A 26038-nucleotide genomic window follows, 5' to 3' on the forward strand; every position below is an offset into this window, starting at 1 on the left:
TTTGAAAACTGAAATTTTAAGCCTAAATAGAGATACAAAAGAGACAAAAATCTCTGCTCAAATTTTACTTTACGGCACTGGCAAGTGCGAAATTTCAACAGGTATTGGCTTTTTTAATCATATGCTTGAAGCGTTTGCTAAGCACTCTTTGATTGATTTAAAATTAGATTGCAGGGGCGATTTAGAGGTTGATTTTCATCATAGCGTTGAGGACGTTGGCATTGTTATTGGCCTGCTTTTAAAAGAGGCACTTTATCCGCTTAGCGGAGTTGAGCGTTTTGCAAATAGCGTTGTGGCAATGGACGAGGCTGCTGTTAGCTGCGTAATTGACCTTGGCAACCGGGCGTTTTTAGTCTATGAAAATTTTAATGAGAGTGGCAAGGTCGGCGAGTTTGATGTGGAGCTTGTTGAGGAGTTTTTTAGGGCAGTTTGCTTTAACGCAAATATCACACTTCATCTTAAAAAAGAGCGTGGCAAGAACGCTCATCACGTCATTGAAGCGACATTTAAGGCATTTGCAGTCGCATTAAGAAGGGCTTTGACGCAAAATAGCCGTATTGCCACGCCTAGCACGAAGGGTGTTTTATGATAGAGATTATCTTTTTAGATGTTGATGGGTGCTTAACTAATGGCAAAATAACTTACAATGAAAGTGGCGAGTTGTTTAAGGCATTTGATGTAAAGGATGGCTATGCGATTGAGAGCTGGTTAAAGCTTGGCAAAAAGGTGGCAATTATCACTGGCAGAAGCTCGCAAATCGTTGAAAAAAGGGCAGAAGATCTAAAAATCACGCACGTTTATCAGGGCGTGAGCGACAAGCTTGAAGTGGCAAAAGAAATTTTAAAATTTGAGGGTTTAGAGCTATCAAATGCCGCTGCTATCGGAGATGATTATAATGACTTTAAGCTTTTAAATGCCGTTGCTTGGAGCTTTAAGCCAAAAGATGCGATTAAGGCGCTTGAAGTTAAAACCAAGCTTAAACACAAAGGTGGCAAGGGTGCTGTGCGTGAGATGATAGAGCTTATCATCAAAGAGCAGAATCTATTTGATGAGTGGTCTAAGCGTTGGTTGTAAAAATTTTCTACTTTGTCATTGCTATTTTTAGCGTGGCAATGGTCTTTTTAGCCTCATCGGACCCATATTATTCAGAGCAGTTTAAAAGGGATTTGTCGGTTGCAAATATGCAGGTGAATCAGATTGTTGATTATGAGATAAACGCTACAAAAATTTCTGGCAAATACGAAGCTGACAGGCTAAACAGGTATGCTAATAAAGATGAGTTTTTAAATTTTAAAGCGAGTGTATTAAGGCAAAATTTAGAGCATAATTTAAGCTCACAAACTGCCATTTATCAGGGCGATGAGATGAAATTCTTAAAAGATGTAAGGTATGAAAATAACGAGAGCTTAAAATTTAGCTCGGATGAGTTAATTTACAATCAAAAGGCAAAAATCGCAAGGACAACTAGCGATTTTGTAGCGACTAAAAATCACGACAAGGTCATCGGCAAAAGCCTAGAATACGATATAAACAACAAACAAACAAAAGCACAAGGGGTAAAGGCGTGGGTAGAGCAAAAACGATAATTTTTCTTATTTTTACACTTTTAACGGCAAATGCCGAGCAGGTTGAGATTACGGCTGATAGCTTTTTTGCCGATGAGAACAAGCAGGTTACGGAATTTAACGGCAATGTGCATATAAAAAAGGGCAAAACAGATGAGTTAAGGGCTAGTAAAGTGGTCGTTTATTTTGATAAAAATAGACAGCCTTTAAAATATGTAGCGACAAATAATGCGAATTTTAGGCTATTTATGAAGAATAAAAACTACGAGGGCAGGGGTGAAGTTTTGACCTATGAGCCAGTAAAGGACTTTTATACAATCACTGGCAAAGGGCATTTAAAAGAGATACAAACGGATAAAAATATTTACGGCGAAAAGATTACGATTGACCAAAAAAACGGCGTTTATAACGTCCAAAGCACCTCAAATGAGCCGGTGAAATTTATCTTTAATGTTGAGGATAAACAGAAGTGATAAGAGCCATTTGGGCAAAATTTCTAACATCATCGCCAAGCATAAAAGAAGCACCTGAATTTTCATCAAGTGAGATTGTATTTTTAGGGCGTTCAAACGTCGGCAAATCAAGCATAATCAACGCCCTAACAAATCACGCAAATCTTGCAAAAAGCTCATCAACGCCGGGCAAAACAAGGCTTATAAATTTCTTTGAAGTTGGCTTAGCCGATGATGATGCTAACGAAAAATTTAGCGTTATTTTTGTTGATTTGCCCGGTTTTGGCTACGCAAAAGTGGCAAAATCAATGCACGAAGAGTGGCAAAAAAACCTTGATGAGTTTTTGAAATTTCGCACAAATATCAGGCTATTTTTGCACTTAATTGACGCTAGGCATTTTGATTTAGAGATTGACAAAAGGGTAAATGATTATATTAAAGGCTTTTTAAGTGGCGACCAGCGACTTTTAAATTTATACACAAAGTCAGACAAGCTAAATCAAAGCCAAAAAAGTGCGATTTTAAAGCACGACAAGAGCGGAATTTTAGTTTCAAGCCTTAATAAAAGTGGCATTGAAAAATCGCTACAAATTATCATAAACAACGCACTAGGCAGACAATGAAAATAGAGCTTAAAAAACCACGATTAAATGATATAATCGCTATGCAAAATTTAGTCAAAAACGAGGTGGCTAATGGCATAATCTTGCCACGAAGCAACGATGAGGTAAGCACAAATATCCGCTCATATACAATAGCACTTGATGGCGAAAATATCGCTGGATACGCAGCACTTCACATTCACACGCCAGAGCTTGCCGAGGTTAGAAGCCTAATTGTAGGGCAAAATTTGCGTGGTAGCGGTGTTGGCTCATTAATTGTAAAAGAGCTTTTAAAAGAGGCTAAATTTTATGAGTTAAAACAGGTCTTTACACTTACGTATCGTAAGAGTTTTTTTGAAAAACTTGGCTTTAAAGAGATACCAAAAACTGCCCTGCCAGCTCAGAAAATTTGGGCTGATTGTGCAAAATGCAAGCACTTCCCAGTATGCGACGAAATAGCTCTGATCTACGATATTTAGGTTATGGTTTTGGCGTTTTATCTCTGTTTGCTTATGAGATAGCCACCTCTATTTACCTATTTTTACCGCCATTAATTGGGCTATTTTTTACCTATATGATTATTGAATATGCCAAAAAACAGCAAAAAAGCTATATGGAATTTGGCTTTGGTTGGCATTTAAGCATTGCATTTTTGCTTTTTGCCGAGCAAATTCACGGCTTTTATATGTTTTCAAGCCTGATAGCCTTTATCATTTTCTTTTATTTTATGGTTGATTGGCTTTTTAGCACGATGAAGTATAGAAATTTTTTGTTAATTATCTTTGTTTTTAGCGGATATTTGGGCGTTTATCTGGTTAGCAACGCCATAAATTATCTGCAAAACAAGCCATTTTTATACATTGATGCTTGGTATGGATTTTACATTTTTATTGAGTCCGTTTTTGCCATAGTTTTGTTTAAGGAAAAAGTCGTATGAGAATGCGAATTGTCTTTGCTATCGTGATTGCGTTTTGGATTATGCTTCTTACTAGGATTTATTATTTGGCTGTAAATTCTAACGCATATTACGAAGAAATAGCCGAGCAAAACGTCATAAAAACGCAGTATATACCGCCTGTTCGTGGGTTGATTTTTGATGCAAACGACAAGCCACTTGCCGTAAATCGGCTCGGTTTTTCGGTTGCTATTGCACCACATTTGACAAAAAAGGCTGAAATTTTAGATGGCGAAATTGCAAATTTAGTGAGTTATTTTAGCGATTTAAACGCCACCAAAATCAAAAAAGAGTATATAAAAAACGACTCACCATATAATCAAGACTACATAAATGTCGTGGAATTTATTGATTATGATAAATTTATCCCGCATTTTGCAAAGCTATCCTTGCGTGAAAATATCAGCATAAACCCATCATCAAAACGCCACTACCCACACAACGATTTGGCTTCTCACATAATCGGCTATGTCGGCAAGGCAAATCAGCAAGATGTGCAAAACGACCAGATTGCAAAGCTGACAAATCATATCGGCAGAAGCGGTGTTGAGCGGTTTTATAACTCCGTTTTACAGGGCGTTGAAGGGGTAAAACGCACAAAGGTAAATGCCCTAAATGAGGAGCTAGAACAGCTAAGCTACACTCCGCCAAGCTCAAAAAATATCAAGCTAACGATTGATTTAGAGCTTCAAGAATTTATAACCAAAGTCTTTGGCAATGACGCTGGTAGCGTGATTGTAATGGATTTAAAGGACGGAGCGATTGTGGCAGCTGGGAGCTTTCCTGAGTATAATCTTAATCCATTTGTAACTGGCATTACACAAGATGAGTGGGATAAGCTCATAAAGGACGTTGATCATCCATTTACAAACAAGCTCGTAAATGGTCTTTATCCACCCGGCTCTGTCGTAAAAATGGGTATGGCACTTGCGTTTTTAGATAATGGTATGAGCAAAAATGACGGCTACACCTGCACTGGCACGTATGAGCTTGGAGGGCGAAAATTTCGCTGTTGGAATTCATACGGACACGGCTTTGTAAATTTAAATAGCGCAATTAGGGAGAGTTGTGATGATTATTTTTATAAAAGTAGCCAAAAAATCGGTATTGATGCGATCGTGCCGATACTTGAACGCTTTGGCTTTGGAGTAAAAACTGGCGTGGATTTACCAAATGAATTCTTAGGCACCGTGCCTAGTCGTGAGTGGAAAATGCGAAAATACGGCAAATCGTGGTTTCAGGGCGAAACGCTAATTACATCAATCGGGCAGGGCAATTTTTTAGTAACGCCTATGCAGGTTGCAAGGCACACGGCAATGCTTGCTACTGGGCTAAATATCACGCCACATTTTTTAAAGAGCATTGATGGAGTTGATGTGGATTTCACGCCAAAAGATGATATTTTTTCAAAATTTGAAAAGTCGCAGCTGCCATATATTCGCCACGCAATGTATGAGGTGGCAAATCACCCAAAAGGCACGGCTAGGCGGTATTTTACCGATACAAATGTAAGCGTGGCAGCTAAGACCGGCACGGCTCAGGTTGTTGGAATTTCGCAAACCGAAAAGAAGCGTATGCGTGAGGAGGATATGCTTTATTTGCAACGCTCACACGCTTGGCTGACCACCTATGCGCCCTTTGAGGATCCGCAGTTTGTCATTACAATGATAATTGAGCACGGCGGACACGGAGGCAGTGCGGCTGGCCCAAAGGTGTCGCAAATTTACAATAAACTTTTAGAAATGGGATATATCGTTAAAAAGTCAAAAAAGTAGATAGTTTTGGGGGTTGAGCCGTATAAAACGGCTCGTTTTTTACTCGACTTCAGCGTCTATGACATCATCATCTTTTTTCTTATTCTCATCTTTGTTTTCATCTTTTTTATACATCGCTTCGGCTAGTTTGTGACTTGCGGTGCTTAAATTTTTAACCTTCGCCTCAATCTGCTCTTTGCTTGCATTTTCATCTTTTAGCACCTCTTTTAGCTCATTTAACGCCGCTTCAATGTTTGCTCTATCTTCTGCTGGGACTTTCTCGCCTAGCTCGTCCATTGATTTTTGCGTTTGATGAACGAGTGCGTCAGCTTGGTTTCTAGCCTCTACTGCCTCTTTGCGTTTTTTATCATCTTCTTTATGAAGCTCAGCCTCTTTTACCATTTTATTTATCTCATCATCGCTTAGACCTGACGAGCCAGAGATCGTGATATTTTGGGCTTTGCCAGTCGCTTTATCTTTTGCTGAAACCGTTAAAATTCCGTTTGCGTCAATGTCAAATTCAACTTCAATTTGAGGCACACCACGAGGAGCAGCTGGAATTCCTTCAAGGTTAAATTGTCCTAGCGATTTATTATCCCTTGCAAATTCACGCTCTCCTTGAATTACGTGGATTGTAACGGCACTTTGGTTATCCTCAGCGGTTGAGAAAACCTGATTTTTCTTAACTGGTATCGTCGTGCCTTTTTCAATTATCTTTGTCATCACGCCACCAAGCGTTTCAATGCCAAGGCTAAGCGGTGTAACGTCAAGCAACAACACGTCTTTAACATCGCCTTTTATAACCGCGCCTTGTATCGCAGCACCGATTGCGACGACTTCATCTGGATTTACGCTCTTATTTAGCTCTTTGCCAAACGCCTTTTTAACTTCATCTTGCACGAGTGGCACACGAGTTGAGCCACCAACCATCACAACCTCTTTTATATCGCTCTTGCTTAGCCCTGCGTCTTTTACAACCTCGTTGATTTTTGAGATAGTTTGAGCCACAAGAGCTTCTATCATACCCTCAAATTTCGCCCTTGTTAGCGTTTTTACAAGGTGTTTTGGACCTGTTGCGTCAGCTGTGATAAACGGCAGGTTTATGTTGCTCTCTTGTGCAGAGCTTAGCTCTTTTTTGGCATTTTCTGCTGCCTCTTTTAGGCGCTGTGAAGCCATTACATCTTTTTTAAGATCTATGCCAGTTTCAGCTTTAAACTCACTTGCAAGCCAGTCAATGATTAGGTTATCAAAGTCATCGCCGCCTAAAAATGCGTTACCGCCGGTTGCTAAAACCTCTACCACGTTATCGCCAGTTTCAAGCACGGTTACGTCAAATGTGCCGCCGCCAAGGTCATAAACTAAAATTTTCTCAGCCTCTTTTTTATCAAGACCATACGCAAGTGCGGCTGCTGTTGGCTCGTTTATGATACGAAGCACGTTTAATCCAGCAATAGTTCCAGCCTCTTTTGTCGCCTTTCTTTGGCTGTCGTTAAAATACGCAGGCACCGTTATGACCGCATCTACAACTTTTTCGCCTAAAAACGCTTCGGCGTCCTCTTTTAGCTTCATTAGCACCTTTGCTGAAATTTCTTGTGGGGTATAAACCTTGCCTGAAATTTCAATCGCACACGCACCATTTCTATCAACAACGTGATATGGCAGACGCTCTTTTGCTTCTTTTGCTGCCTCTTCGTTGCTCATTAAACCCATTATTCTTTTGATAGAGTATATCGTTTTTTCTGGGTTTGTAACCGCTTGACGTTTTGCCACGTCGCCTACTAAAACATCGCCCTTGTCGGTAAATGCCACGACTGATGGAGTGGTGTTTTTACCCTCTTTGTTTGGTATAACCTTACTCTCGCCGCGCTCATAAACGCTCACGCAAGAGTTTGTTGTGCCTAAGTCAATTCCTATAACTTTTGCCATTTTTTATCCTTTTTATTGATTTTATTTTTCAAATTTTAATTTGCAATGCTAACCATAGCTGGGCGTAAAACCCTGCCGTTTATGGTGTAGCCTCTTTGCATTACCTGCACGATTTGCCCACTTTGATGAGCGTCGCTATCAACACGCATAACGGCGTTATGGACATTTGGGTCAAACTCGCCACTCGTGTCAATCTCGCTTATGCCGTGTTTTTCAAAGCATTTTTTAAACTCATTTAGCGTTAAATCAATGCCCTCTTTTAGCTTGGCTGAAAACTCATCATCTGCCTTAAAATTCGCACCCATTAGCATTGCGTCAATCACTGGGAGCAAATCACGCGCAAATTTCTCATTTGCGTAACTTGCAATGTCAGCCTTTTCTTTCTCAACCCGTTTTCTTAGGTTCTCAAAGTCCGCATTTGCTCTGTAATACTTATCTGTTAGCTCATTTACCTGTGCTTCTAGCTCTAAAATTTTCGTATTTTCGCCGTTTAGGGCGTCAAAATTTATGCTCTCACTTTGAGCCTCTTGGCACTCGCCTTGCTCTTGTGCTAAGTCTTTTTCTTCGCTCACGCTGCCTCCCTTATCTCATTTAAAAATTTCACATAATTTGCATAAATACTGCCACCACAAATCATCACGGCTTCGTTGCCAAGATAATTTGCCCTTAATTTTAGCCCCATAAAACCATCGTTAAATAGCGGATAAAAGGCTATGTTTTCACTCATAAGGCTCTCAAAGCTCGGCTCAAAAATCAGCTTTACACGCTCATCTGAAAGCATTTTAAAGGCTAAAATTTCATTCTCTTGAAACTGAATTTTTGTCCTTTTTAGCTCTCTGATTTTGTTTTTTAGCTCATTTAAACCGACCTGAGAAGCGACAATTTCAAGCTTATTTAAGCTAACGCCAAGCAAATTTGATAAAAATTTCTCAACCCTAGCGTCAAATTTTAAAACTATCTCATCTTTTGAAAATTTCAGCACCAAAAATCTATCACTTAGATTTAAAATTTCATCTAAATTTTGATCATTTGAGCCAAAAATCATACAATAAAGATCGTATTTATAACAGATATTTTTTAGCACTCTATCATTATTAATGCTAATAATTTCATCAAAATCAGCAAAAATTTCGCTCCAATAGTTTTGCATAGCTATCTGTGTCGGCACTCGCCCACCGCTTATGTGAAGCTGGGTGATTTGCCCCTCATCTGATAGCTTTTTAAAATAAACTCTAATCGTAGAAGCTGGCATAAACACGCTCATACGAGAGCCAAGCTCGTTTGAGCCGATAGGTAAATTCTCATCAATATATGCACTTATGATAGAGTTTAGTATCAGATCTCTTTTGCTTATTTTACTCATTTTTAGCACTCTTTAATTTAAATTGCTAGGTGGATTATACAATATTGAGCATAATAATGTCAAGAGTAAAAGCTAAAAAAATTTATTTATTTAAATTTAGTCAATTAAACTAAACTTTTTTAAGTAAAATTTTTTAACTAAAATTTTAAAATTGCGATAAAATTTATAAAATATACGTAAAAACGTATAAAATTATAAAATAAACGATACTTTATACTTAAATTTTCTAATTTAATAAGATTTTTTTATTTTTTTATGAGTTTTAATTGATATTTAAAATACTATTTTGTATAATTCGCCGATGATTGAAACAAACGATATTTTTAACCTACTGCATAACGCTGTTGAGTCTAAGAATTTAGGCAGAAAGATTTCGCTAAATGATATGGCAACTCATCTTGGCGTTTCTATGCGGACTTATCAGGACTGGAAGCTTGGCAATTCAAAGCCACAAGCGGCTGTTGCTGTGTGTAGATTGCTTTGTGAGCTTGATGATGATGAGGTTTTGTTTGTTTTAAAAAAGATGAAAAAGCTATTTGGAGCATAAAATTGGATTGTCTGACTAAAAAAGAGCGTATGGAGCTTGAAGCGGTTTTTGCGGTGATTTATAGAAAAAAAGAGAGTAAATTTTTACGTTTTTACAAGGAATTTTATGCACTAACGCTTTTAAATTTTAAGAGTATTCGCAAAAAAATACGGCAAAAACGCCGTTAAAATTTTTATCTTACATTATAAATATAAAAAGGTGCTAAAAATAATGCACTCTGTTTAAATAAAGCCCTTGCGGTGGGGCTGGTATGCGTGTTAATGTGGCTTTGTTTTCTAGCTGATTTTTGATTAACTCATCGCCATTTTTACGTCCGAGTGCCTTTAAAAGCACGGCAATCATCAGACGGACTTGCCCCCTTAAAAAGCCGTTTGCCTTAAAAACGATGATGGTTTTGTTTTTGTATTCGTAGCAAAATGCCTTGTAAATTTCACGCACTGGGCTTTTTGTGCTGCTACCAGTTTTCATAAACTGGCTAAAATCGTGTCGCCCAATGAATAATGATAGAAGTTCGTTTGCTTTTTTGGTGTCAAATTTTGGCAAAAATAGCTCATAATCTGCCCTAAAAACGCTAAATTTATCGTGGCTGATGACATAGCGATAGCTTCTAGCCACAGCGTCAAAGCGAGGCTGAAAATCATCGCCAACTCGCCTTATAAATTTCACATTTATGTGCGGTCTTGCGTGGCGATTTATCAGGCTTTTTAAACGCTCTAAGTCGCTAAAATGCTCGCCACACTCAACACTTGCGCTTTGGTTGTTTGCGTGAACATCCTTATCAGTTCTGCTGCTTGAAGTGATTTTGTTAAAAATTCCAACGTGAGTTAGGGCTTTTGCTAGGGCATCCTCCACGCCGTTTTGGTGTGGCTGGGTTTGTGAGCCTTGAAATTTTGAGCCATCATAGCTAAAAATGAGCTGGATTTTCATTAGTATTTGTTTAAAATTTTGGTTTTAAAATACAAAGCACTAACGCCAAAAAATGCTAAAAATACCGCTGGTATCGCTATTGTCGGTTTTGCCCCAAGTAGCATAATTAGCGAAAAATAGCCAAAAAGCACGCCAAATGTGCCGACATAGACAATGCCCTTGTCGTAGCGGTAGGTTACGATACCAAAGCTAAATGCAAATAGTGTTGAGGCTAGGGGAAATAGGGCGACTAGGGCGTATGTGCTTAGGTCTTTTTTGCGTTTTTGATTTGTTTTTGCCTCTTGCCAGTAGGCTAAAATTCCGTTTGTTTGGCTGATTGTGCCCTCTTGTTCGGTGCGAATTTTCATTGATGAAAAGCTACCTTTATGATAAACGTTATCTTTTAAATCGTAAAATTTGCCGTCATTTAAGGCAAGTTCAATGACGCCATTTTCGTTTGAAATTTTAGCCGTGTTTGCTAGGATTAGGCGATTTGTGTTTGAGTTATACATTGTGATATCTTTGTAGGTTGTGCCGTTTTTGTCAGAAATTTCGCCGTTGATATAGACCATCCAGTCAGAGAATTTCTGCCCAAATTCTCCGCCTTTTAAATTTAGTTTTGCTATCGTTTTTTTATAGTCAATGAAATTTGTATTTAGTTGGGCTGCCTTTGGGATAAGCACGATGGCTACGACTAAAAGTAGGGCTGAAAGTAGGGCTGATAAAGCTAAAAAAAAGCGTGAAATGTGCGTTGGTGAAAGCCCCAAAGTAAAAATCACAATGCTCTCATTCTCCTTTGAAAGGCGAAAAAAGCTCATTGTAAGTGCGACAAAAAATGCTATCGGCACGACAAAAAGCAAGACGCGAGGCAGCATAAAAAGATAGAGCTTTATTAGCTCAAAAAATGTGATCTCAATGTATGAGGTAACGCGAGCAATTTGTATAAAAAAAACGATAGACATTATTAAAAAAAGTGTGCTAAACAGCGATGCAAATGTCGTTAAAAAATTTAAAAGGATGTATCTATTTACTTTACTCATATAAAAAGCTCAAAATTTTTAAAATTTCTGTGCTAAAAATGTAGCTTACAAGCAGTCCAAGGCTTAAAAACGGCACGAAAGCTAGCTCATACCCACGCTTTGCGACCACGGCATAAACTGGCAGGGTAAGCACAGCACCAATGTAAATGGCAATCACGCCAAGCTTAAAGCCAAGCACACCGCCAATCACGGCAGCGATAAAGATGTCGGCACTACCCATAGCCTCTCGTTTTAAAAAGTGGCTAACCAAAAAGCGAAGTAGCCAAAAGGCAAGGGCGAATGTGGCAGCGGCTAGGGCGTTGTGATAAAATGGCTCGTCGTTTGATAAATTTAGCGATACTCCATAAATTAATGAAAAGCAAACGCTAGCGTTTAAAAGTGCGTCTGGGACGGCTTTGTAACGAAAATCAATCACGCTAAGTGCTAAAAGCATAATAAAACAAAGTCCAAGCGAAACGATAGCTACGTAATCGCCTAAGTTAAGGCTGAAATTTCGCTCATAAAAAAAGTAGCTAACAAGCATCAAAACACCGCTAAAAAGCTCAACTATCGGATAAACTGGGCTGATTTTTTGTCCGCAAAATGCGCATTTGCCACCTAAAAATAGCCACGAAAAAATGGGTATGTTGTGGTAAAATTTCAAAGGCGTGTTGCAACTTGGGCAGTGTGAGGCTGGGTAGTTTATGCTCTCGTTTCGTGGTAGGCGGTAGATTAGGACATTTGAAAACGAACCGACACAAACGCCAAAAACAGCCAAAATGACAACGATATAAATATCTAAAATATCCAAAATAATCCTTTAATTTAAAGCGTAAATTTGCCAAAAAATTGATTATAGACTAATTAAAGTAAAATTAAAAGTATATATTTTTTTGTTTTTTATGGGTTTTGAAATTTAAAAATATGCGATTTTTGTTTTTTGATTAATAAAATTTGTTTTGTAAAATGGATTGATAAAATATAAATTTTAAAACCAAATAGCCACACCCTAAAAAAGGATGTGGCTGGTGCGTTATTTTAACGCTACCATTTTTCTACGCATATAGGCTATGCGACTTTGAAGCGGTAGGTGTTTTGGGCAGTTGTCTTCGCAAGCAAGCAAACTCATACAACCAAACACGCCGTCATCATCGCCGATAAGCTCGTAAAAGTCCTCGTCCGTTCTCTTATCAAGCGCGTCAATCTTAAATCTAGCGACCCTGTTTAAGCCAACGGCGCCGATGAAGTCCTTACGCATTATCGCCGTGCCGCACGCAGCCACGCAGATACCGCACTCAATGCATCTATCAAGCTCAAATACCTCTTGGGCTACTTCTGGCTCTACTTTTTCTTCAAGCTTAGCGATTTCTGGTTCGTGGTCGGTGTGTATCCAGCTCTCTACGCGTTTGCTCATCGCATTCATCCAGTTACCAGTATCTACGCTTAAATCTTTTAAAAGCTTAAACACCGGCAAAGGCATAAGCTCAATTACGCCGCTCTCAAAATCCTTCGTAAGCGTCCTGCACGCTAGGGTTGGTTTGCCATTTACAAGCATACCGCAACTACCGCAAATTCCAGCTCTACAAACAAAGTCAAAGCTAAGATCTGGATCAAACTTCTCTCTAATTACGTTAAGCGCGATAAATAGCGTCATACCGGGCGTTTCTTCAAGCTCGTAAGTCGCAAAATGCGGTTTTGAAATTTTGCTTAACGGATTATATTTAAATGCTCTAATTGTTATCTTTCTACTCATATCCTATACCTGCTCTTTCGTTTGGTGCTTTGTATTTTGCTTGAAGCTCGTAAGGCATTAGCGCGTTTTGGATCTCATATCTGCCCTTGCCCTCAGCCTCCATTTTAGCTCTAATCTCATCAACTTGCGCTTGACGCACGGCTGAATCTGGGTGCTCAATTATGTTGCCTTTTACGCCATAGCCCCTAAATGCCGGCGGGATCTCCATTTTCATTATATCAAGCGGTTCGTAGGTGATCGTAGGCATAGTTTCGCCCTCTTTCCAGCTTGCAAGCGTGCGTTTTAGCCAGTTTAGGTCATCTCTTTTTACGTAGTCCTCTCGGTAGTGAGCGCCCCTGCTTTCTGTTCTAAGCAATGCGCCATAAGCGATACAAAGCGCTAGTTTTAGCATTTTTGGCACTCTGTAAGCCTCTTCAAGCTCTGGGTTGCCAAATAAATTTTTATTGCCGACTTTGACGTCAAGAGATTTTTTATAAAGCTCTTCAAGCTCATTTACAGCCTTTTGCAAGCCCTCGCCGTTTCTAAAAATAGCGACGTGCTCCCACATTACCTCTTTCATTGCGTTTTTGATCTCAAATACGTTGTTTTTGCCCTCTTTATCAAGTAGGCTTTGTAGGTAGTCTTGCTCTTTTTTGACAAAATTTTCAATGTTTGCGGTGTTAATAGTTATCTCATTATTTTGGCAATACTGCGCGAAATAATCGCCCACAATCATACCAGCGACGACCGTTTCAGAAACTGAGTTACCGCCAAGGCGATTAAAGCCGTGCATATCCCAGCACGCCGCCTCACCAGCCGAGAAAAGTCCTGTTAACGTCGGGCTTTCGCCAGTTGGTTTAGTTTTTATGCCACCCATTGAGTAGTGTTGCATTGGTAAGATCGGCGCCCAACCCTTTGGACCCTCATCTGCTGGGTCAATGCCGTTAAAAATTTGGCAAATTTCTTGCACGTCGCGTAAATTTTTCTCAATATGCTCACGACCTAAAATTGAAATATCAAGCCAAACGTGGTCGCCATAAGGGCTTTTTACGCCTTTGCCGTTTCTAATATGCTCCATTATTCTACGGCTTACGACATCGCGGCTAGCTAGCTCTTTTTTCTCCGGCTCATAATCAGGCATAAAGCGGTAGCCATCTACATCTCGTAAAATTCCGCCGTCCCCACGACAACCCTCGGTTAGCAAAATTCCGCTTGGCACGATTGGGGTTGGGTGAAATTGCACCGCCTCCATATTGCCAAGTTGCGCTACGCCAGTTTCAAGAGCTATGGCAGCGCCGATACCTTCGCAAACGACAGCGTTTGTAGTGTGTTTATAAACCTTGCCGTAACCGCCGGTTGCGATTAATGTGCCTTTTGAAACGTAGGCTTTAACCTCGCCAGTAACCAAATCGCGAACGATAGCGCCATAACAGCGGTTATTTTCGTGGATTAAAGCTATGGCTTCTTTTCTGTCGTGAATTTCAACGTTGTGCTTTAACGCTTCGTTTGCAACGGCAAAAAGCATCGTATGACCGGTGGCGTCGGCTGTGTAACAGGTTCTCCATTTTTTTGTGCCGCCAAAGTCGCGTGAGTGGATAAGTCCGTGAACCTCTTCTTTTTCAACGATAGTCGTCTTTTGAGCGTTGATAATCGCACTTCGCTCACCCTTTGTAATCCTGGTCCAAGGCACGCCCCAAGCGGCTAATTCACGAATTGCTTTTGGTGCCGTTTGGCAAAACATTCTAGCGACGTTTTGATCGCAACCCCAGTCGCTACCCTTTACGGTGTCGGCAAAATGCACGTCTTCATTGTCGCCCTCGCTCATTTTTGAGTTGCCAAGGCTTGCTTGCATACCGCCTTGTGCGGCTGCTGAGTGGCTTCTTTTTACTGGGATTAGGCTTAAAACGATGGTGCTTAGTCCCTTTTCTCCCGCTGCTATTGCGGCTCTAAGACCAGCTAGACCGCCGCCGATAACTAACGCATCACAATATACAATATTCATTACATACCTACCTTATCACTTTTAATTATCAAGCTTGCGTGTGTCTTTGGAGGCACTGGTTTGCCGTCGTTTGCTAGACCTAATTTTGCGTAAGCAAGTAGGGTTATAAGTCCAAGTGCTAACCAAAATGCCGTTAAAGCCCATTTGACTTTCGCTAATTTTTTTCTGCTCTCTTTTGCGTTTTCTCCCTCAAACCAGCCCCACTTTACGCAAAGTCTGTATAGACCGATACCGCCGTGAAGCTCAACGGCAAGAAGCAGGATAATGTAAAAAATCCACATATTTTGGCTAACGACCCTGTAAGCTACGTGGAGCGCAGAAATTTCATCAGCCTTAAAAATCATCATTATAAGGTGAGCTGAGCCAAAAAAGAACATAATAAAACCGGTGGTGGCTTGGATATACCACATAGTCGTATCGCCGTGTTTTATAAGCCCCATATGCGTTTTATACGCCTGCCATTGTCTAAAATTTATAGGTAGCTTTCTCATACCAAGTAGGGCGTGTATGAAAAATATCGCAAAAACTAGCGTAACGATGACTGACGTAACGATAGGTTTTGGCTCAAAAAACATACTGCCTTCTAAGAAATCAACCACTTGGTTAAAGAATTTGTCGCTAACTAAAATAGTAGAAACAAATATCATATGACACCACATAAAAAGCCCCAAAAATAGCCCTGTGGCACTCTGTAAATAGTCTAGTTTGGCTGGCAAACGACTCTTTTTGCCCTCAACCGACTTACCTAAAAAACCCTCAATAAGCTCACTCATAAGCTCTCCTCGTAAGAAATATCTTAACAAAAACTTAATAAAAAAAATTAAGTGTTTTGACTAAATTAGAATTATACATAAAAATTACTTTATTCAAATTTAAACTTCTTTTTTAGCTTTAAATAGGTAAAAATTCCAGCTAAAAGCATTGCTAATGATAAAATATGACCCATTGATAAATTTAAAAATACAAAGCCTAAATTGTAGTCTGGCTCCCTAAAATACTCGCATATAAATCTAGCTATGGCGTATAAAATTGCATAGATTGCTATGAGTTCGCCATCAAATTTCTTAAATTTTCTATAAAAAAATAAAATAATAAAAATAGTTAAGCCTTCAAGCACGGCTTCGTAAATTTGTGATGGGTGTCTTAGCACTCCGCCGACCTTTATCGCCCAAGCTACATCGGTGGCTCTGCCAAAAAGCTCTTGGTTTAAGAAGTTGCCAATTCGTCCAAAAAAGTAGCCAATTGGTATAGAAACTGCACACAAATCAAGCAAAAGCCATAAATTTTGCCTATATTTTTTGCAAAACCAAATCGTAGCGATTAAAAATCCAACCACCGCTCCGTGATAGCTCATACCGCGAATTCCTACAAATTCGCCGTTGTGAAATGGGTTAAAAATTTGCAACGGATTTGTTAAATAAAACCACGCTTCGCCAGAATAAACAATAACCCAGCCCAGCCTTGCACCCAAAATCACGCCTATTTCAACCCAAAAAAAGTAGCTTTCAAGCGTGGAGTCTAGTATATTTATTTTATCTTTTTTTACGAAGTATTTTGCCGCAAAAAGTGCCGTAAAAAGGGCAAGGATATACATTATGCCATACCAGTGAATTTTAAAGCCAAAGAGCGAAAAAGCCACTGGGTCAAAGTGTAAGTAAATTTCGTTCCATTTATCCATTGTTTATCTTTTTAAAAATTTGTTTATTTTACAATGAAAAGACTTAAAAACTAATGCAAAATTTATAAAAAAATTGTAAAATTAGGCACATTTTATGAAAGGACAGAAGATGCAAGTAAATATCATTTACTGCAACTCTTGAAACTATCGTCCAGTAGCCTCCCGTGTGGAGGATGAAATTTTAGCGAATTTTGGCGATAGCGTGAGTGTTGCAAAAGTCGTAGGCAGTGGTGGCGATTTCATCGTTCAAGTTGATAAGGATGTGATCTTTTCAAAAAACGATCTCATCGGCACAAATGAGCCACGCTTTCCAAAAAGTGGCGAGATAACCGAGCTTATTAAAGCTCATAAAGCCTAAAATAGCCCCAAATTTTGGGGCTACATAGCGTTTAAAGCTGTTTCTTTGTAAGGCTAGAAAAAACAGCACCAAAGGCGACATAATCTGCTTCATTTCGCTTGGTATTTAGCTGTTATAATTTTTGGCTACATAGCGTTTTTAAGATTTTTTATATTTTCTTTGATACTAAATGGCTCGTAAATCGCTCTAACAATGGCGATATAATCAACATTTAAAGCCGAAATTTCGCTGATATTTTGGGCGTTTATGCCACCGATTGCACAGATTGGGATTTTTAGGGTTTGCTTTGCTTTTTTTAGCGTTTCTAGGCTTGTTTTTGTCGTGTTTGGCTTTGTAAGGCTAGAAAAAACAGCACCAAAGGCGACATAATCTGCCCCATTTTGCTGGGCGTTTAGTGCTAAATCAAGGCTGTCATAACAGCTAACGCCAATAAAAGCATCATCTCCAAGCAGGGCTCTTGCTTCTTTTAAACTAGCGTCATCTTCACCGATATGAACGCACTTTGCTCCGATTTTATGTGCTAGATAAATATCATCATTTACGATAAATTTTGCGTTAAAAGCGTTGCAAATTTTTAAAAGCTCACTTGCGATTTGCTCGTTTTTTTCTGTCTTTTTGCTTCGGTATTGATAAAATTTCACACCACTTTCTAAAATTTGCCTAGCGTGTTCTAAAATAAGCTCATCAGGGCTTAAAATATCATCGCTTAGTGCGTAAATTTCGCTCATTTTAGACTCCGTGATTTAGTAATCTAGTGCCAAATTTTGTCGTGATTGCGTGTTTTATGGCGTTTGTGATAAATTTTCTTGCGTTATTAATCGCCATTGATTTATCGGGGTTAAGTGCTAGATTACAAGCGATAGCGGTGCTAAAACTGCACCCAGCTCCGTGCATAATCTCTGGCTTTAAAAGTGGCTGTGAGAATTTTAAAATTTTGCCACTTTTTGTATAAAGCGTGTCTTCGCAAATCTCATCAACCTTTGTTCTTTTAAGCAAAATATCGCAAACTGGTGTGTCAAAATCAAGCCCTAAAATTTCAGCTTCGGCGGTGTTTGGCGTGGCGATTGTGGCGTATTTTAAAAGCTCTTTTAAGCCAAAAAGTGCCTCTTCTTGCATAAGTTTAGCGCCGCTTTTTGCCACGCAAACTGGGTCAATGACAATCGGCGTGTCTTTGAAATTTTCTAAAAAATCGCTCACGCACGAAATTAGGCTCTCGTTAAAGAGCATACCGATTTTTATGGCGTGAATTTCAAGCTCATCGGTTATCATTTTTAGTTGATTTTTTAGCATATTTTCACTAACTGCTAAAACATCAATCACGCCGTTTGTATTTTGCGCCGTAATCGCACTAATCGCCGTAGCAGCGTAGCATTTGTGTGCTACGCAAGTCTTAATATCAGCCTGTATCCCAGCTCCGCCAACGCTATCGCTACCTGCAATGATGAGAATGTTTTTCATATTTTGCCTTTAATAGAAAATTTCTATTTTAGGTCGTATTTTTTTAGTAAATTCTCAAATGTCCCGTCGCTTTTTAACTCTTTTAATGCCACGTTTATCTTAGCGATTAGCTCGGTGTTTTTGCCCTTATCAAAGGCGATTGAAAAGCCCTCGCTGCCGTCTGGCTCAATGTAAAATGGCTCTAAATCATCGTTTTGTTTTAGGTATCCATAGCCAAGTGAGCTATCAACGATGACTAAATCAACCTTGTTTGCTTTTAGTGCTAAAATCGCCGTTAGTGGGCTATCTGAGGGCACTGCTTTTGCGCCTTCTATTTTATTTGCGGTCGCTTCTTGCACCGTGCCTAGCTGAACGCCAATTGCCTTGCCAGATAGCTTAGTTTCGTTTATATCGGTGCCTTTTTTGCGTATAAATAAATTTTCAGTCGCATAATAAGGGTCGGTAAAATCAACTGAGGCTCTTCGCTCGGCTGTCGCACTCATTGAGCTCATAATCGCATCAATTTTACCAGCTTTAAGTGCTGGGATAAGTCCGTCAAAGCTGATGTTATGAAGCGTTACATCAATGCCTATTTTTTTGCTAATGGCATTAAATAGCTCAACGTCAAAGCCAGTTATGTTGTTGCTCTTATCCATAAACTCAAACGGCGGATAATCGGCACTTAGCCCAAGTCTAATAACTTGCTTTTGTTCAGCCTTTGTTTCTGTTTTGGTTTGCGAATTTTCGCTACCGCAACCTACAAAAAACAACACAAAAGCAAAAAATGCTAGAAATTTTTTCATCTTTTCTCCTTAAAATTAGTGATTTAAAACCTTGCTTAAAAACTCTTTTAAACGTGCGTGAGTTGGATTTTCAAAGATATTTTTTGGCGTGTCATCAACGGCGATTACGCCATTATCCATAAAGAAAATTCTATTTGCGACATTTCGTGCAAAGCCCATTTCGTGGGTGACTACAAGCATTGTTAGCCCCTTGCTTGCGACATCTTTCATAATATCAAGCACCTCGCCTATCATCTCAGGATCAAGTGCCGAGGTCGGCTCATCAAAAAGTATCACATCTGGACTCATTGCTAACGCCCTAGCAATGGCTATTCTTTGCTTTTGACCGCCTGAGAGTTTGTGTGGATAGCTGTTTGCTTTATCGCTTAATCCGACGCTTTTAAGTAGCTCAAACGCCTTGCTTAACGCCTCATCTTTTGTGGCAATGCCCGTTTTTATCGGTGCTAGGGTTAAATTTTCAATAACGCTTTTGTTTGCAAAAAGGTTAAAGTGCTGAAAGACCATACATACCTTTTGGCGAATTTTGTTTATGTTTGCGTTTTTATCTAAGATATCTTTGCCATCAATTAAAATGTGTCCGCTAGTTGGCTCTTCAAGGCGGTTTATACAGCGTAAAAACGTGCTTTTACCACCACCACTTGGGCCAATGATAGCGATGACTTCGCCCTGTTTTATGCTGACATTAATATCTTTTAAAACGCGTAAATCGCCGTAGCTTTTGTTTAAATTTTTAATCTCAATCATTTTTATTTAATCTCTCTTCTAGTTTTCTAGCCAAAATGGAGAAAAATTTTATGCTTACATAATAGACAATGCCAGTAAAAATAATCGGTTTTGGATTGTAAAGAATCGCTTGAAAACTCTTGCTTCTCATCGTGATATCCATAACGCTAATGTAGCCAACGACAGATGTTTCTTTAAAAAGCGAGATAAACTCATTAGCAAGTGCTGGTAGGATATTTTTTGTCGCTTGTGGAAATACGATTTCACGCATTGAAATGTAGTAGTTTAGCCCCATTGCGCGTGCTGCTTCCATTTGACCTTTATCCACGCTATTTATACCGCCACGCACGATTTCAGCGACATAGGCTGAGCTATTTAGCCCAAGTGCGATGAGTGCTACATAAAAGTTATCACTCCACGTAGCAAAAATCACAACTGAAAAGATAAGAAGTTGCAAGATTATCGGTGTGCCACGCAAGATATCAATGTATTCATCAATTATAAAATTTAAAACTCTAATGTTTAAAAATTTTAAAAATGCCAAAACAAAACCAAGTGCGATACCTATAATAATACCACCAAAGGCAAGTCCTAGCGTGGTGGCGTAGCTGTGTAGGTAGGCTAGTCTTTGAGCGTCGTTTAGCTCGGTCGGATAGGTGTAATACACGCCAAGCGTTACAATAACGACAAAAAAGAGTATTTTAAAAAATTTTTCGTTAAACAACCAAATTCCTTTAAAAAGTGTAAATAGCTTAAAATGATACGAAAAATTTCTTATTTTTTTGCTTAAATTTCTAAAATTTTAAACAAAATTATAATATCATCAAAATTTCAATTAATAAAAAAGGGTTAAATAGTGGATTTTAGTTCGTATCTTGCGATTTGTATATATTTTGGTGTGCTTTTGGTTATTGGCTGGTTTTCTTACAATAAAAGTGCAAATATGAGCGAATATCTGCTTGATAATCGCCGACTTGGCCCATTTGCGACCGCGCTTAGTGCTGGGGCGTCTGATATGAGTGGCTGGATGCTTCTTGGGGTGCCGGGTGCTTTTTATGCCAGTGGTTTGGCAAACATTTGGATGCTTGTTGGGCTTACGATTGGGGCGTATTGTAACTACCTATTTTTAGCAAAAAGGCTAAGGGTTTATACCGAAGTAGCAAGCGATAGCATAACAATACCAGATTTTTTAGAAAACCGCTTTAAAGACAGGACAAAGGTTTTAAGGATAGTTTCTGGAATTTTCATTTTGGTCTTTTTTACGCTTTATGTTTCAAGCGGGATTATAGCTGGTGGCAAGACATTTGAGAGTTTTTTTAACCTACCATTTTATATCGGTGCGATTTTTACGCTTTTTATCGTGGTGTTTTATACGTTTTTTGGCGGATTTAAGGCGGTTTGGATTACCGATGTTTTTCAAGGTTCGCTTATGTTTGTGGTTTTAATAGCAATACCAGTTGTTGCGTATTTAAATTTAGATTTAGGCGAGGGCAAAAGTCTGTTTGGCGAGATTATAAATTTAGACAAAGAGCATTTAAATGTGTTTAGAGATCAGAGCTTTTGGGGCGTTTTGGGGCTTATTTCGTGGGGGCTTGGCTACTTTGGACAGCCTCACATTATCGTTCGTTTTATGGCGATACGAAGCTCGGCTGAGCTAAAACAAGCAAGGCGAATTGGCATTGGCTGGATGGTGCTTGGGCTTGTTGGGGCGATGATGAGCGGATTTATTGGGTTTGTGTATTTTTCGCAACAAAATTTAGCCCTAAAAGACGCTGAAATTGTCTTTTTAAAGCTTGGCGAGACGCTATTTCACCCGTTTTTTGTTGGTGTGATTCTCTCAGCCGTGCTTTCAGCCATTATGAGTACCGTTTCAAGTCAGCTCTTAGTCAGTGCTAGTTCAATCACAAAGGACTTTATTCTAGCCTTTTATAAACGTGAAATTTCAAACAAAACGCAAGTTGTCATTGGTCGCTATGCTGTCGTTGTTGTAGCGGTTGTTGCGACGTTTTTTGCCTTTACTTCAAAAGACACCGTTTTAGGCGTGGTCGGTAACGCTTGGGCTGGGTTTGGTGCTAGTTTTGGGCCAGTTTTGCTTTTTAGCCTTTATTATAAAAAGATGAGTGCTTTTGGGGCGTTAGCTGGTATGATTACTGGCGGAGTTAGCGTGATTTTATGGATAATTTTTGGCTTAAATGAGTATGTTTATGAGCTTTTGCCGGGCTTTATTGCTTCAAGTATCGTTATTTTTGCCGTTAGCACTTGGGGCGATACGATTGGCAAGATGACACACGAACCGCACCAAAAAACGATAAAAGATGAATTTGAAAAGATGAAAGAGAGACTTTGATGTCACAGATGATAAAATGCCCAAAATGTGGCGAAATTCTAGATATTTCAGATAGTTTAAAAAGCGAAATTGAGCGTGAGCTTTTGGCAAAATTTAACGCCTCAAAGGCGGAATTTGAAAAAGAGGCGGCACTAAAAAGGGCTGAGTATAAAAAGCACCTTGATGAGCTTGAAAATAAAAGAGTTGAGTTTGAAAACAGCGTTAAAACGGCAGTTAGTGAGCGTTTAAAAAACGAAAAAATTGAGCTTGAAAGCACTTTAAAACAAAAAATTCAGGCTGAAAATTTAGAGATTTTAAACGCTCTAAAAAACGAGCTAAACCAAAAGAGTAAAGAGATAACAGAGCTTAATTTAAAGGGCATTGAGCTTGAAAAAATTAGGCGTGAAAAAGATGAGCTTGAAGCGAATTTAAGGGCAAAAGCAGAGGCTGAGCTAAATGAGAAAATTTTGGCTGAAAGGGAGAAAATTTCAAAAGAGCTTCAAGCACAAAATGAGCTAAAATTTCGCCAAAAAGATGATGCCTTAGAAATGATGAAACGCCAGATTGACGAGCTAAAACGAAAGGCGGAGCAGGGCAGCGAGCAGCTTCAAGGCGAGGTGCAAGAGGTGGCTATTGAGGAGTGGCTAAGGCTAAAATTCCCACTTGATGAGGTGGTTGAGATTAAAAAGGGTCAAAGTGGTGCGGACTGCGTTCAAATCGTGCATACAAGAGAATTTACAAATTGTGGCAAAATTTATTACGAGAGCAAAAGGACAAAGGATTTTAAAGAGGAGTGGATAGCAAAATTTAAAAACGATATGCGTAGCCAAAATGCTGATATTGGCATTTTAGTAACGCAAACAATGCCAAAAGATATGGAGCGAGTGGGGCTAAGGGACGGGGTTTGGGTCTGTTCGTTTGAGGAGTTTAAGGGGCTTTGCTTTGTGCTTCGTGAGAGCCTTGTGCGACTTATGAGTGCAAAAATAATGAGTGAAAACAGATCAGATAAGATGAGTCTGCTCTACTCATATTTAACCGGCAATGAATTTAGACTAAGCATTGAGCTTATCGTGGGTAGTTTTATGCAGATGAAAAGCGATTTAGAGAGCGAAAAAAGGTCGTTTGAGCGAATTTGGAAAAAGCGTGAAAAGCAGATAGAACAGGTCTTAACAAACACTACAAATATGTATGGAGCTCTGCAAGGTATCGCTGGTAACGCAATCGCTGACGTTGAAATTTTATCTATTGAAAATTTAGCAGGAGATGAGAGTGATTCATAAAACAAACGCCGCTAGGGTGCTTGATAGGCTAAAAATCGCCTATGATTTGGTTGAGTATGAGGTAGATGAGAGCGACCTATCAGCCACTCACGTAGCACATAGTGCTGGGCTTGATATAAGATTTGTTTATAAGACGATAGTTTGCGTTTGTGTGCCACAAAAATACGTTGTAGGCGTGATTAGAGGCGATGCTGAGCTTGATTTAAAGGCGCTTGCTGGTGCTTGTGGGGCAAAGAGAGCTGAGCTTATAAATTTGCGTGATTTAGAGAAGCTAACTGGCTACATTAGGGGCGGTTGTTCGCCGATTGCGATGAAAAAGCAGTTTGAAACATTCATTGATGATGATGCGCAAAATTTAGATTACATTTTAGTCAGTGCTGGTGTTCGTGGCAAACAGCTAAAACTAGCCCCAAACGACCTTGTAAAAGCCATAAATGCGAGATTTGCTAAGATTATTAGGGGCTAAATTTTAGTCGCTATCTGAGGATTTTTTCTCGCAAGATAGTGCGTCCCCTTCTAACTCACAAGATTTTTTAAAAAAGTTTTTTGATTTTTTAGTTAATTGTTTTTTTTGAACTTTGTTGTTTGAAATTTTAGCCATTTTTGAATATGTAAATCCAAGCAACAAACACGCTTGTGCGTATTTGAGATTACAACTTTTTTCAATATCATCAAGCCCACTCTTATCAACTTCAAGATTAAAATTAAAATTTTGATTCAGATATTCAGGGTGTATAAATTTAATTTCGCCTAGCTCAAAGCACGCTTGTGCATTATCCTCAATACAACCATTAAAATCTTTTTGTTTTAAAAATTCTAGGACTTTTTGACACTCTTGCTCATTTTTTTCATTAAAACAAATTTTAAAAATATCATCTCTTTGAAAATCATTCGCAAAAGCAACACTAAACGCTATTAAAGCAACAATTAATTTTTTTATAATTTTTTGTATCCTTTTATATTTAAAGCCATAAAAATTAGTAAAATTTTGATATTAAAAACCTATCAAAGATAGCTTTGTGATAGCACGAGCTTTTTGCAAGTAGGTTTAATATCTCATCTTGTGCCTTATAAAGCCTTTTGTAGTGCTGTTTTAGCTCCATTTTTTATCCCTTAGCTCGTATGTGCTATCAATGTAGGCGTTAATTAATGCATCAACCCTTAAACGCATCTTTTCTTGGTTAAAATTAAAGCTTTTATTTTGCCACTCTTTTAAAAACAAGACTACATATTCATCTTTTAAAATAGACAAATCGTAGGTTAAATTTTTAGAATTTTCTAAAATGGCTGAGAAAATTTTTCTAGCAAAATCCCTGTTATCAATGTTTTCTAACAAATATTTAGCGGTGTAGTTTGTGTTGCCCCAGTAGCAGTTTTTAATGATACTATCAGCGACTTCTAAACTAAACTCATCAAAGCCATTTTGCACCTTTAAAGCTCTCCAAATAGTGCTTTTAGCCCAGCCAGACCCTCGTTTTTGCTCTCGCTTTGAGCTTTATTTATCTCATTTAGCTCTATTTCATAGCCTGTTAGCATACTTGCTAGGCGGATATTTATGCCGTTTTTACCGATTGCCTTGCTCTTTTGCTCGCTCATTAGGCTTACTATTGCCTTTTGTCCGTCAATGGCGACCGAGCTAATTATAGCCGGGCTCATCGCACGAGATATAAAAATGGCTGGCTCAGATGAATACTCAACAACGTCAATGTTTTCATCTTTTAGCTCTTTGCTAACAGCATTTATTCTCACGCCTTTTGTGCCAACCGTCGCGCCGATTGGGTCAATGTTTGGCGTGGTTGAAATTAGCGAAACTTTTGCTCTCTCGCCCGGAATTCTAGCACTATTTTGCACGATTATCGCTCCGTCTTTGATCTCTGGCACCTCTGATTTTAAGAGCGCTTCAAGGAATTTTGGCGAGGTGCGTGAAAGCTCCACTTTTATGCCTAAATTTTTATCAGCAAATACCTTTCTAATTACTGCCTTTACGACATCTCCAACGACAAATTTCTCGCCTTTTATGCGGTTTTTACGTGGCAAAATCGCCCTTAGCTCATCAATCTCAATAAATGTGTTTTCATTCTCATCAACTCTAACCACCGAGCCAAATACGATTTGCCCCTGCATATCGGTGTATTTGTGAAAAATTTGCTCCTCAACTAGCCTTTGGATATGGTATTCAAGCTCTTTATGAAGCGTCTGGGCTGCCGTTCTGCCAAGGTTATCAAGACTTAGCTCGTAGGTTAGCTCATCGCCAAGTTCTACTTGATTATCAATCTTTTTTGCCTCTTTTATGCTAATAAAATGCTCGTTATCCTCGCTTAAACGCTCATCGTTGTTTGCTACGATTAAAATTTTCTGATAAAGTTTTACATTTTTACTGCTGTCAATAACCACGTCGTATTCGTAATTTTGCCCATAAACGTGCTTTGCTGTGTTGATTATGGCTCGTTTTACACGCTCTTTTACTTCGTTTATATCAAGCCCTTTTTCGTTTGCTATTGATTCAATAATGTCTGATATTCTCTCCATTTTTGCTCCGATTTTAATAATTTTTGGGAATTTAGCTTTTGAAGTTTGGCGATTATACATAATAAAAACTTTAATGCACCT

The 26038-nt window shown here is 39.0% G+C and carries 32 protein-coding genes; 14 read left to right on the forward strand and 18 right to left on the reverse strand.

The window, feature by feature from the left end:
- The first annotated feature begins 1 nt into the window (after position 1).
- The 8 genes from hisB to mrdA are packed head-to-tail and all read left to right on the forward strand — an operon-like array spanning position 2 to position 5349.
- Positions 2-589 (forward strand): imidazoleglycerol-phosphate dehydratase HisB, encoded by a 588-nt coding sequence (gene hisB, locus NYG85_RS07485; protein WP_432264850.1) that lies wholly within the window; start codon positions 2-4, stop codon positions 587-589.
- Positions 586-1074: a KdsC family phosphatase gene (locus NYG85_RS07490; protein WP_284937863.1), complete on the forward strand. Its 489-nt coding sequence runs from the start codon at positions 586-588 to the stop codon at positions 1072-1074. The genes hisB and NYG85_RS07490 overlap by 4 nt, the downstream gene beginning before the upstream one ends.
- Positions 1065-1586: an LPS export ABC transporter periplasmic protein LptC gene (lptC, locus tag NYG85_RS07495; RefSeq protein WP_284937864.1), complete on the forward strand. Its 522-nt coding sequence runs from the start codon at positions 1065-1067 to the stop codon at positions 1584-1586. The genes NYG85_RS07490 and lptC overlap by 10 nt, the downstream gene beginning before the upstream one ends.
- Positions 1565-2038, forward strand: coding sequence for a lipopolysaccharide transport periplasmic protein LptA (lptA, locus tag NYG85_RS07500; RefSeq protein WP_284937865.1), 474 nt, complete (start codon positions 1565-1567; stop codon positions 2036-2038). The genes lptC and lptA overlap by 22 nt, the downstream gene beginning before the upstream one ends.
- The gene (gene yihA, locus NYG85_RS07505; protein ID WP_432264851.1) at positions 2035-2640 is read left to right on the forward strand and encodes a ribosome biogenesis GTP-binding protein YihA/YsxC; all 606 of its coding nucleotides are present in this window, start codon (positions 2035-2037) and stop codon (positions 2638-2640) included. Before lptA ends, yihA begins: the two co-directional genes overlap by 4 nt.
- Positions 2637-3098: an N-acetyltransferase gene (locus NYG85_RS07510; RefSeq protein WP_284937866.1), complete on the forward strand. Its 462-nt coding sequence runs from the start codon at positions 2637-2639 to the stop codon at positions 3096-3098. The genes yihA and NYG85_RS07510 overlap by 4 nt, the downstream gene beginning before the upstream one ends.
- Positions 3065-3556: a hypothetical protein gene (locus NYG85_RS07515; protein ID WP_284937867.1), complete on the forward strand. Its 492-nt coding sequence runs from the start codon at positions 3065-3067 to the stop codon at positions 3554-3556. Before NYG85_RS07510 ends, NYG85_RS07515 begins: the two co-directional genes overlap by 34 nt.
- On the forward strand, positions 3553-5349 hold the full coding sequence (mrdA, locus tag NYG85_RS07520) for a penicillin-binding protein 2 (protein WP_284937869.1): 1797 nt from the start codon (positions 3553-3555) through the stop codon (positions 5347-5349). The genes NYG85_RS07515 and mrdA overlap by 4 nt, the downstream gene beginning before the upstream one ends.
- Positions 5350-5388: 39 nt before the next feature.
- Here the strand turns inward: mrdA and dnaK are convergent, their stop codons facing one another.
- From dnaK to NYG85_RS07535, 3 genes are read right to left on the reverse strand one after another with little or no spacing between them, the layout of a single operon-like run.
- Positions 5389-7254 (reverse strand): molecular chaperone DnaK, encoded by a 1866-nt coding sequence (dnaK, locus tag NYG85_RS07525; protein ID WP_284937870.1) that lies wholly within the window; start codon positions 7252-7254, stop codon positions 5389-5391.
- 35 nt (positions 7255-7289) lie between these two features.
- A complete protein-coding gene (gene grpE / locus NYG85_RS07530; RefSeq protein WP_284937871.1) occupies positions 7290-7826 on the reverse strand; it encodes a nucleotide exchange factor GrpE in 537 nt (178 codons plus the stop codon).
- Complete coding sequence (locus tag NYG85_RS07535) at positions 7823-8617, reverse strand: HrcA family transcriptional regulator (protein WP_284937872.1); 795 nt, start codon at positions 8615-8617, stop codon at positions 7823-7825. Before NYG85_RS07535 ends, grpE begins: the two co-directional genes overlap by 4 nt.
- A gap of 301 nt (positions 8618-8918) precedes the next feature.
- Between NYG85_RS07535 and NYG85_RS07540 the strand changes: the two genes are divergently transcribed.
- Complete coding sequence (locus NYG85_RS07540) at positions 8919-9164, forward strand: XRE family transcriptional regulator (protein WP_284937921.1); 246 nt, start codon at positions 8919-8921, stop codon at positions 9162-9164.
- Between the two features lie 2 nt (positions 9165-9166).
- Complete coding sequence (locus NYG85_RS07545) at positions 9167-9331, forward strand: hypothetical protein (protein WP_284937873.1); 165 nt, start codon at positions 9167-9169, stop codon at positions 9329-9331.
- A 34-nt stretch (positions 9332-9365) separates the two neighbouring features.
- On the opposite strand, the gene truA is transcribed toward NYG85_RS07545, so the two are convergent.
- The 7 genes from truA to lgt form a co-directional block, all read right to left on the reverse strand.
- Positions 9366-10091, reverse strand: a complete 726-nt coding sequence (gene truA / locus NYG85_RS07550) for a tRNA pseudouridine(38-40) synthase TruA (RefSeq protein WP_284937874.1) — start codon at positions 10089-10091, stop codon at positions 9366-9368.
- Positions 10091-11110, reverse strand: a complete 1020-nt coding sequence (locus NYG85_RS07555) for an LptF/LptG family permease (protein WP_284937875.1) — start codon at positions 11108-11110, stop codon at positions 10091-10093. The genes truA and NYG85_RS07555 overlap by 1 nt, the downstream gene beginning before the upstream one ends.
- On the reverse strand, positions 11103-11900 hold the full coding sequence (locus NYG85_RS07560) for a prepilin peptidase (RefSeq protein ID WP_284937876.1): 798 nt from the start codon (positions 11898-11900) through the stop codon (positions 11103-11105). The genes NYG85_RS07555 and NYG85_RS07560 overlap by 8 nt, the downstream gene beginning before the upstream one ends.
- 222 nt (positions 11901-12122) lie before the next feature.
- Entirely contained in the window at positions 12123-12842 is a 720-nt protein-coding gene (locus NYG85_RS07565) for a fumarate reductase iron-sulfur subunit (protein WP_284937877.1), read from the reverse strand.
- Positions 12835-14823 carry a fumarate reductase flavoprotein subunit gene (locus tag NYG85_RS07570; protein WP_284937878.1) on the reverse strand — a complete coding sequence of 663 codons (1989 nt, stop codon included), beginning with the start codon at positions 14821-14823 and terminating at the stop codon, positions 12835-12837. Before NYG85_RS07570 ends, NYG85_RS07565 begins: the two co-directional genes overlap by 8 nt.
- Positions 14823-15596 carry a fumarate reductase cytochrome b subunit gene (locus NYG85_RS07575; RefSeq protein ID WP_284937879.1) on the reverse strand — a complete coding sequence of 258 codons (774 nt, stop codon included), beginning with the start codon at positions 15594-15596 and terminating at the stop codon, positions 14823-14825. The genes NYG85_RS07570 and NYG85_RS07575 overlap by 1 nt, the downstream gene beginning before the upstream one ends.
- A gap of 89 nt (positions 15597-15685) precedes the next feature.
- Positions 15686-16501 carry a prolipoprotein diacylglyceryl transferase gene (gene lgt / locus NYG85_RS07580; protein WP_284937880.1) on the reverse strand — a complete coding sequence of 272 codons (816 nt, stop codon included), beginning with the start codon at positions 16499-16501 and terminating at the stop codon, positions 15686-15688.
- 109 nt (positions 16502-16610) lie between these two features.
- Here lgt and NYG85_RS07585 point away from each other — a divergent pair, with 109 nt between their 5' ends.
- A complete protein-coding gene (locus NYG85_RS07585) occupies positions 16611-16859 on the forward strand; it encodes a SelT/SelW/SelH family (seleno)protein (protein WP_284937881.1) in 249 nt (82 codons plus the stop codon).
- Between the two features lie 125 nt (positions 16860-16984).
- Here the strand turns inward: NYG85_RS07585 and thiE are convergent, their stop codons facing one another.
- Genes thiE through NYG85_RS07610 form a run of 5 tightly spaced genes read right to left on the reverse strand, consistent with a single transcriptional unit; the run spans position 16985 to position 20504 of the window.
- Positions 16985-17587 carry a thiamine phosphate synthase gene (gene thiE, locus NYG85_RS07590; RefSeq protein WP_284937882.1) on the reverse strand — a complete coding sequence of 201 codons (603 nt, stop codon included), beginning with the start codon at positions 17585-17587 and terminating at the stop codon, positions 16985-16987.
- 1 nt (position 17588) lies between these two features.
- The gene (locus NYG85_RS07595) at positions 17589-18317 is read right to left on the reverse strand and encodes a hydroxymethylpyrimidine/phosphomethylpyrimidine kinase (RefSeq protein WP_284937883.1); all 729 of its coding nucleotides are present in this window, start codon (positions 18315-18317) and stop codon (positions 17589-17591) included.
- Between the two features lie 23 nt (positions 18318-18340).
- The gene (locus tag NYG85_RS07600; protein ID WP_284937884.1) at positions 18341-19099 is read right to left on the reverse strand and encodes a transporter substrate-binding domain-containing protein; all 759 of its coding nucleotides are present in this window, start codon (positions 19097-19099) and stop codon (positions 18341-18343) included.
- A gap of 15 nt (positions 19100-19114) precedes the next feature.
- Complete coding sequence (locus NYG85_RS07605; RefSeq protein WP_284937885.1) at positions 19115-19843, reverse strand: amino acid ABC transporter ATP-binding protein; 729 nt, start codon at positions 19841-19843, stop codon at positions 19115-19117.
- Positions 19836-20504: an amino acid ABC transporter permease gene (locus NYG85_RS07610; RefSeq protein ID WP_432264853.1), complete on the reverse strand. Its 669-nt coding sequence runs from the start codon at positions 20502-20504 to the stop codon at positions 19836-19838. Before NYG85_RS07610 ends, NYG85_RS07605 begins: the two co-directional genes overlap by 8 nt.
- A gap of 174 nt (positions 20505-20678) precedes the next feature.
- Between NYG85_RS07610 and putP the strand changes: the two genes are divergently transcribed.
- From putP to ybaK, 3 genes are read left to right on the forward strand one after another with little or no spacing between them, the layout of a single operon-like run.
- Positions 20679-22169: a sodium/proline symporter PutP gene (putP, locus tag NYG85_RS07615; RefSeq protein ID WP_284937887.1), complete on the forward strand. Its 1491-nt coding sequence runs from the start codon at positions 20679-20681 to the stop codon at positions 22167-22169.
- A complete protein-coding gene (locus tag NYG85_RS07620; RefSeq protein WP_432264852.1) occupies positions 22166-23428 on the forward strand; it encodes a DUF2130 domain-containing protein in 1263 nt (420 codons plus the stop codon). The genes putP and NYG85_RS07620 overlap by 4 nt, the downstream gene beginning before the upstream one ends.
- Positions 23418-23894, forward strand: a complete 477-nt coding sequence (gene ybaK / locus NYG85_RS07625; RefSeq protein WP_284937922.1) for a Cys-tRNA(Pro) deacylase — start codon at positions 23418-23420, stop codon at positions 23892-23894. Before NYG85_RS07620 ends, ybaK begins: the two co-directional genes overlap by 11 nt.
- Positions 23895-24405: 511 nt before the next feature.
- Here the strand turns inward: ybaK and NYG85_RS07630 are convergent.
- From NYG85_RS07630 to nusA, 3 genes are read right to left on the reverse strand one after another with little or no spacing between them, the layout of a single operon-like run.
- Positions 24406-24531: a hypothetical protein gene (locus NYG85_RS07630; protein WP_284937889.1), complete on the reverse strand. Its 126-nt coding sequence runs from the start codon at positions 24529-24531 to the stop codon at positions 24406-24408.
- Complete coding sequence (locus NYG85_RS07635) at positions 24522-24857, reverse strand: hypothetical protein (protein WP_284937890.1); 336 nt, start codon at positions 24855-24857, stop codon at positions 24522-24524. The genes NYG85_RS07630 and NYG85_RS07635 overlap by 10 nt, the downstream gene beginning before the upstream one ends.
- Positions 24858-24859: 2 nt before the next feature.
- Entirely contained in the window at positions 24860-25957 is a 1098-nt protein-coding gene (gene nusA, locus NYG85_RS07640; protein WP_284937891.1) for a transcription termination factor NusA, read from the reverse strand.
- Positions 25958-26038: the final 81 nt, after the last annotated feature.

It is taken from the genome of Campylobacter gastrosuis (genome assembly GCF_030249845.1).
Taxonomy (GTDB): Bacteria; Campylobacterota; Campylobacteria; order Campylobacterales; family Campylobacteraceae; genus Campylobacter_A; species Campylobacter_A gastrosuis.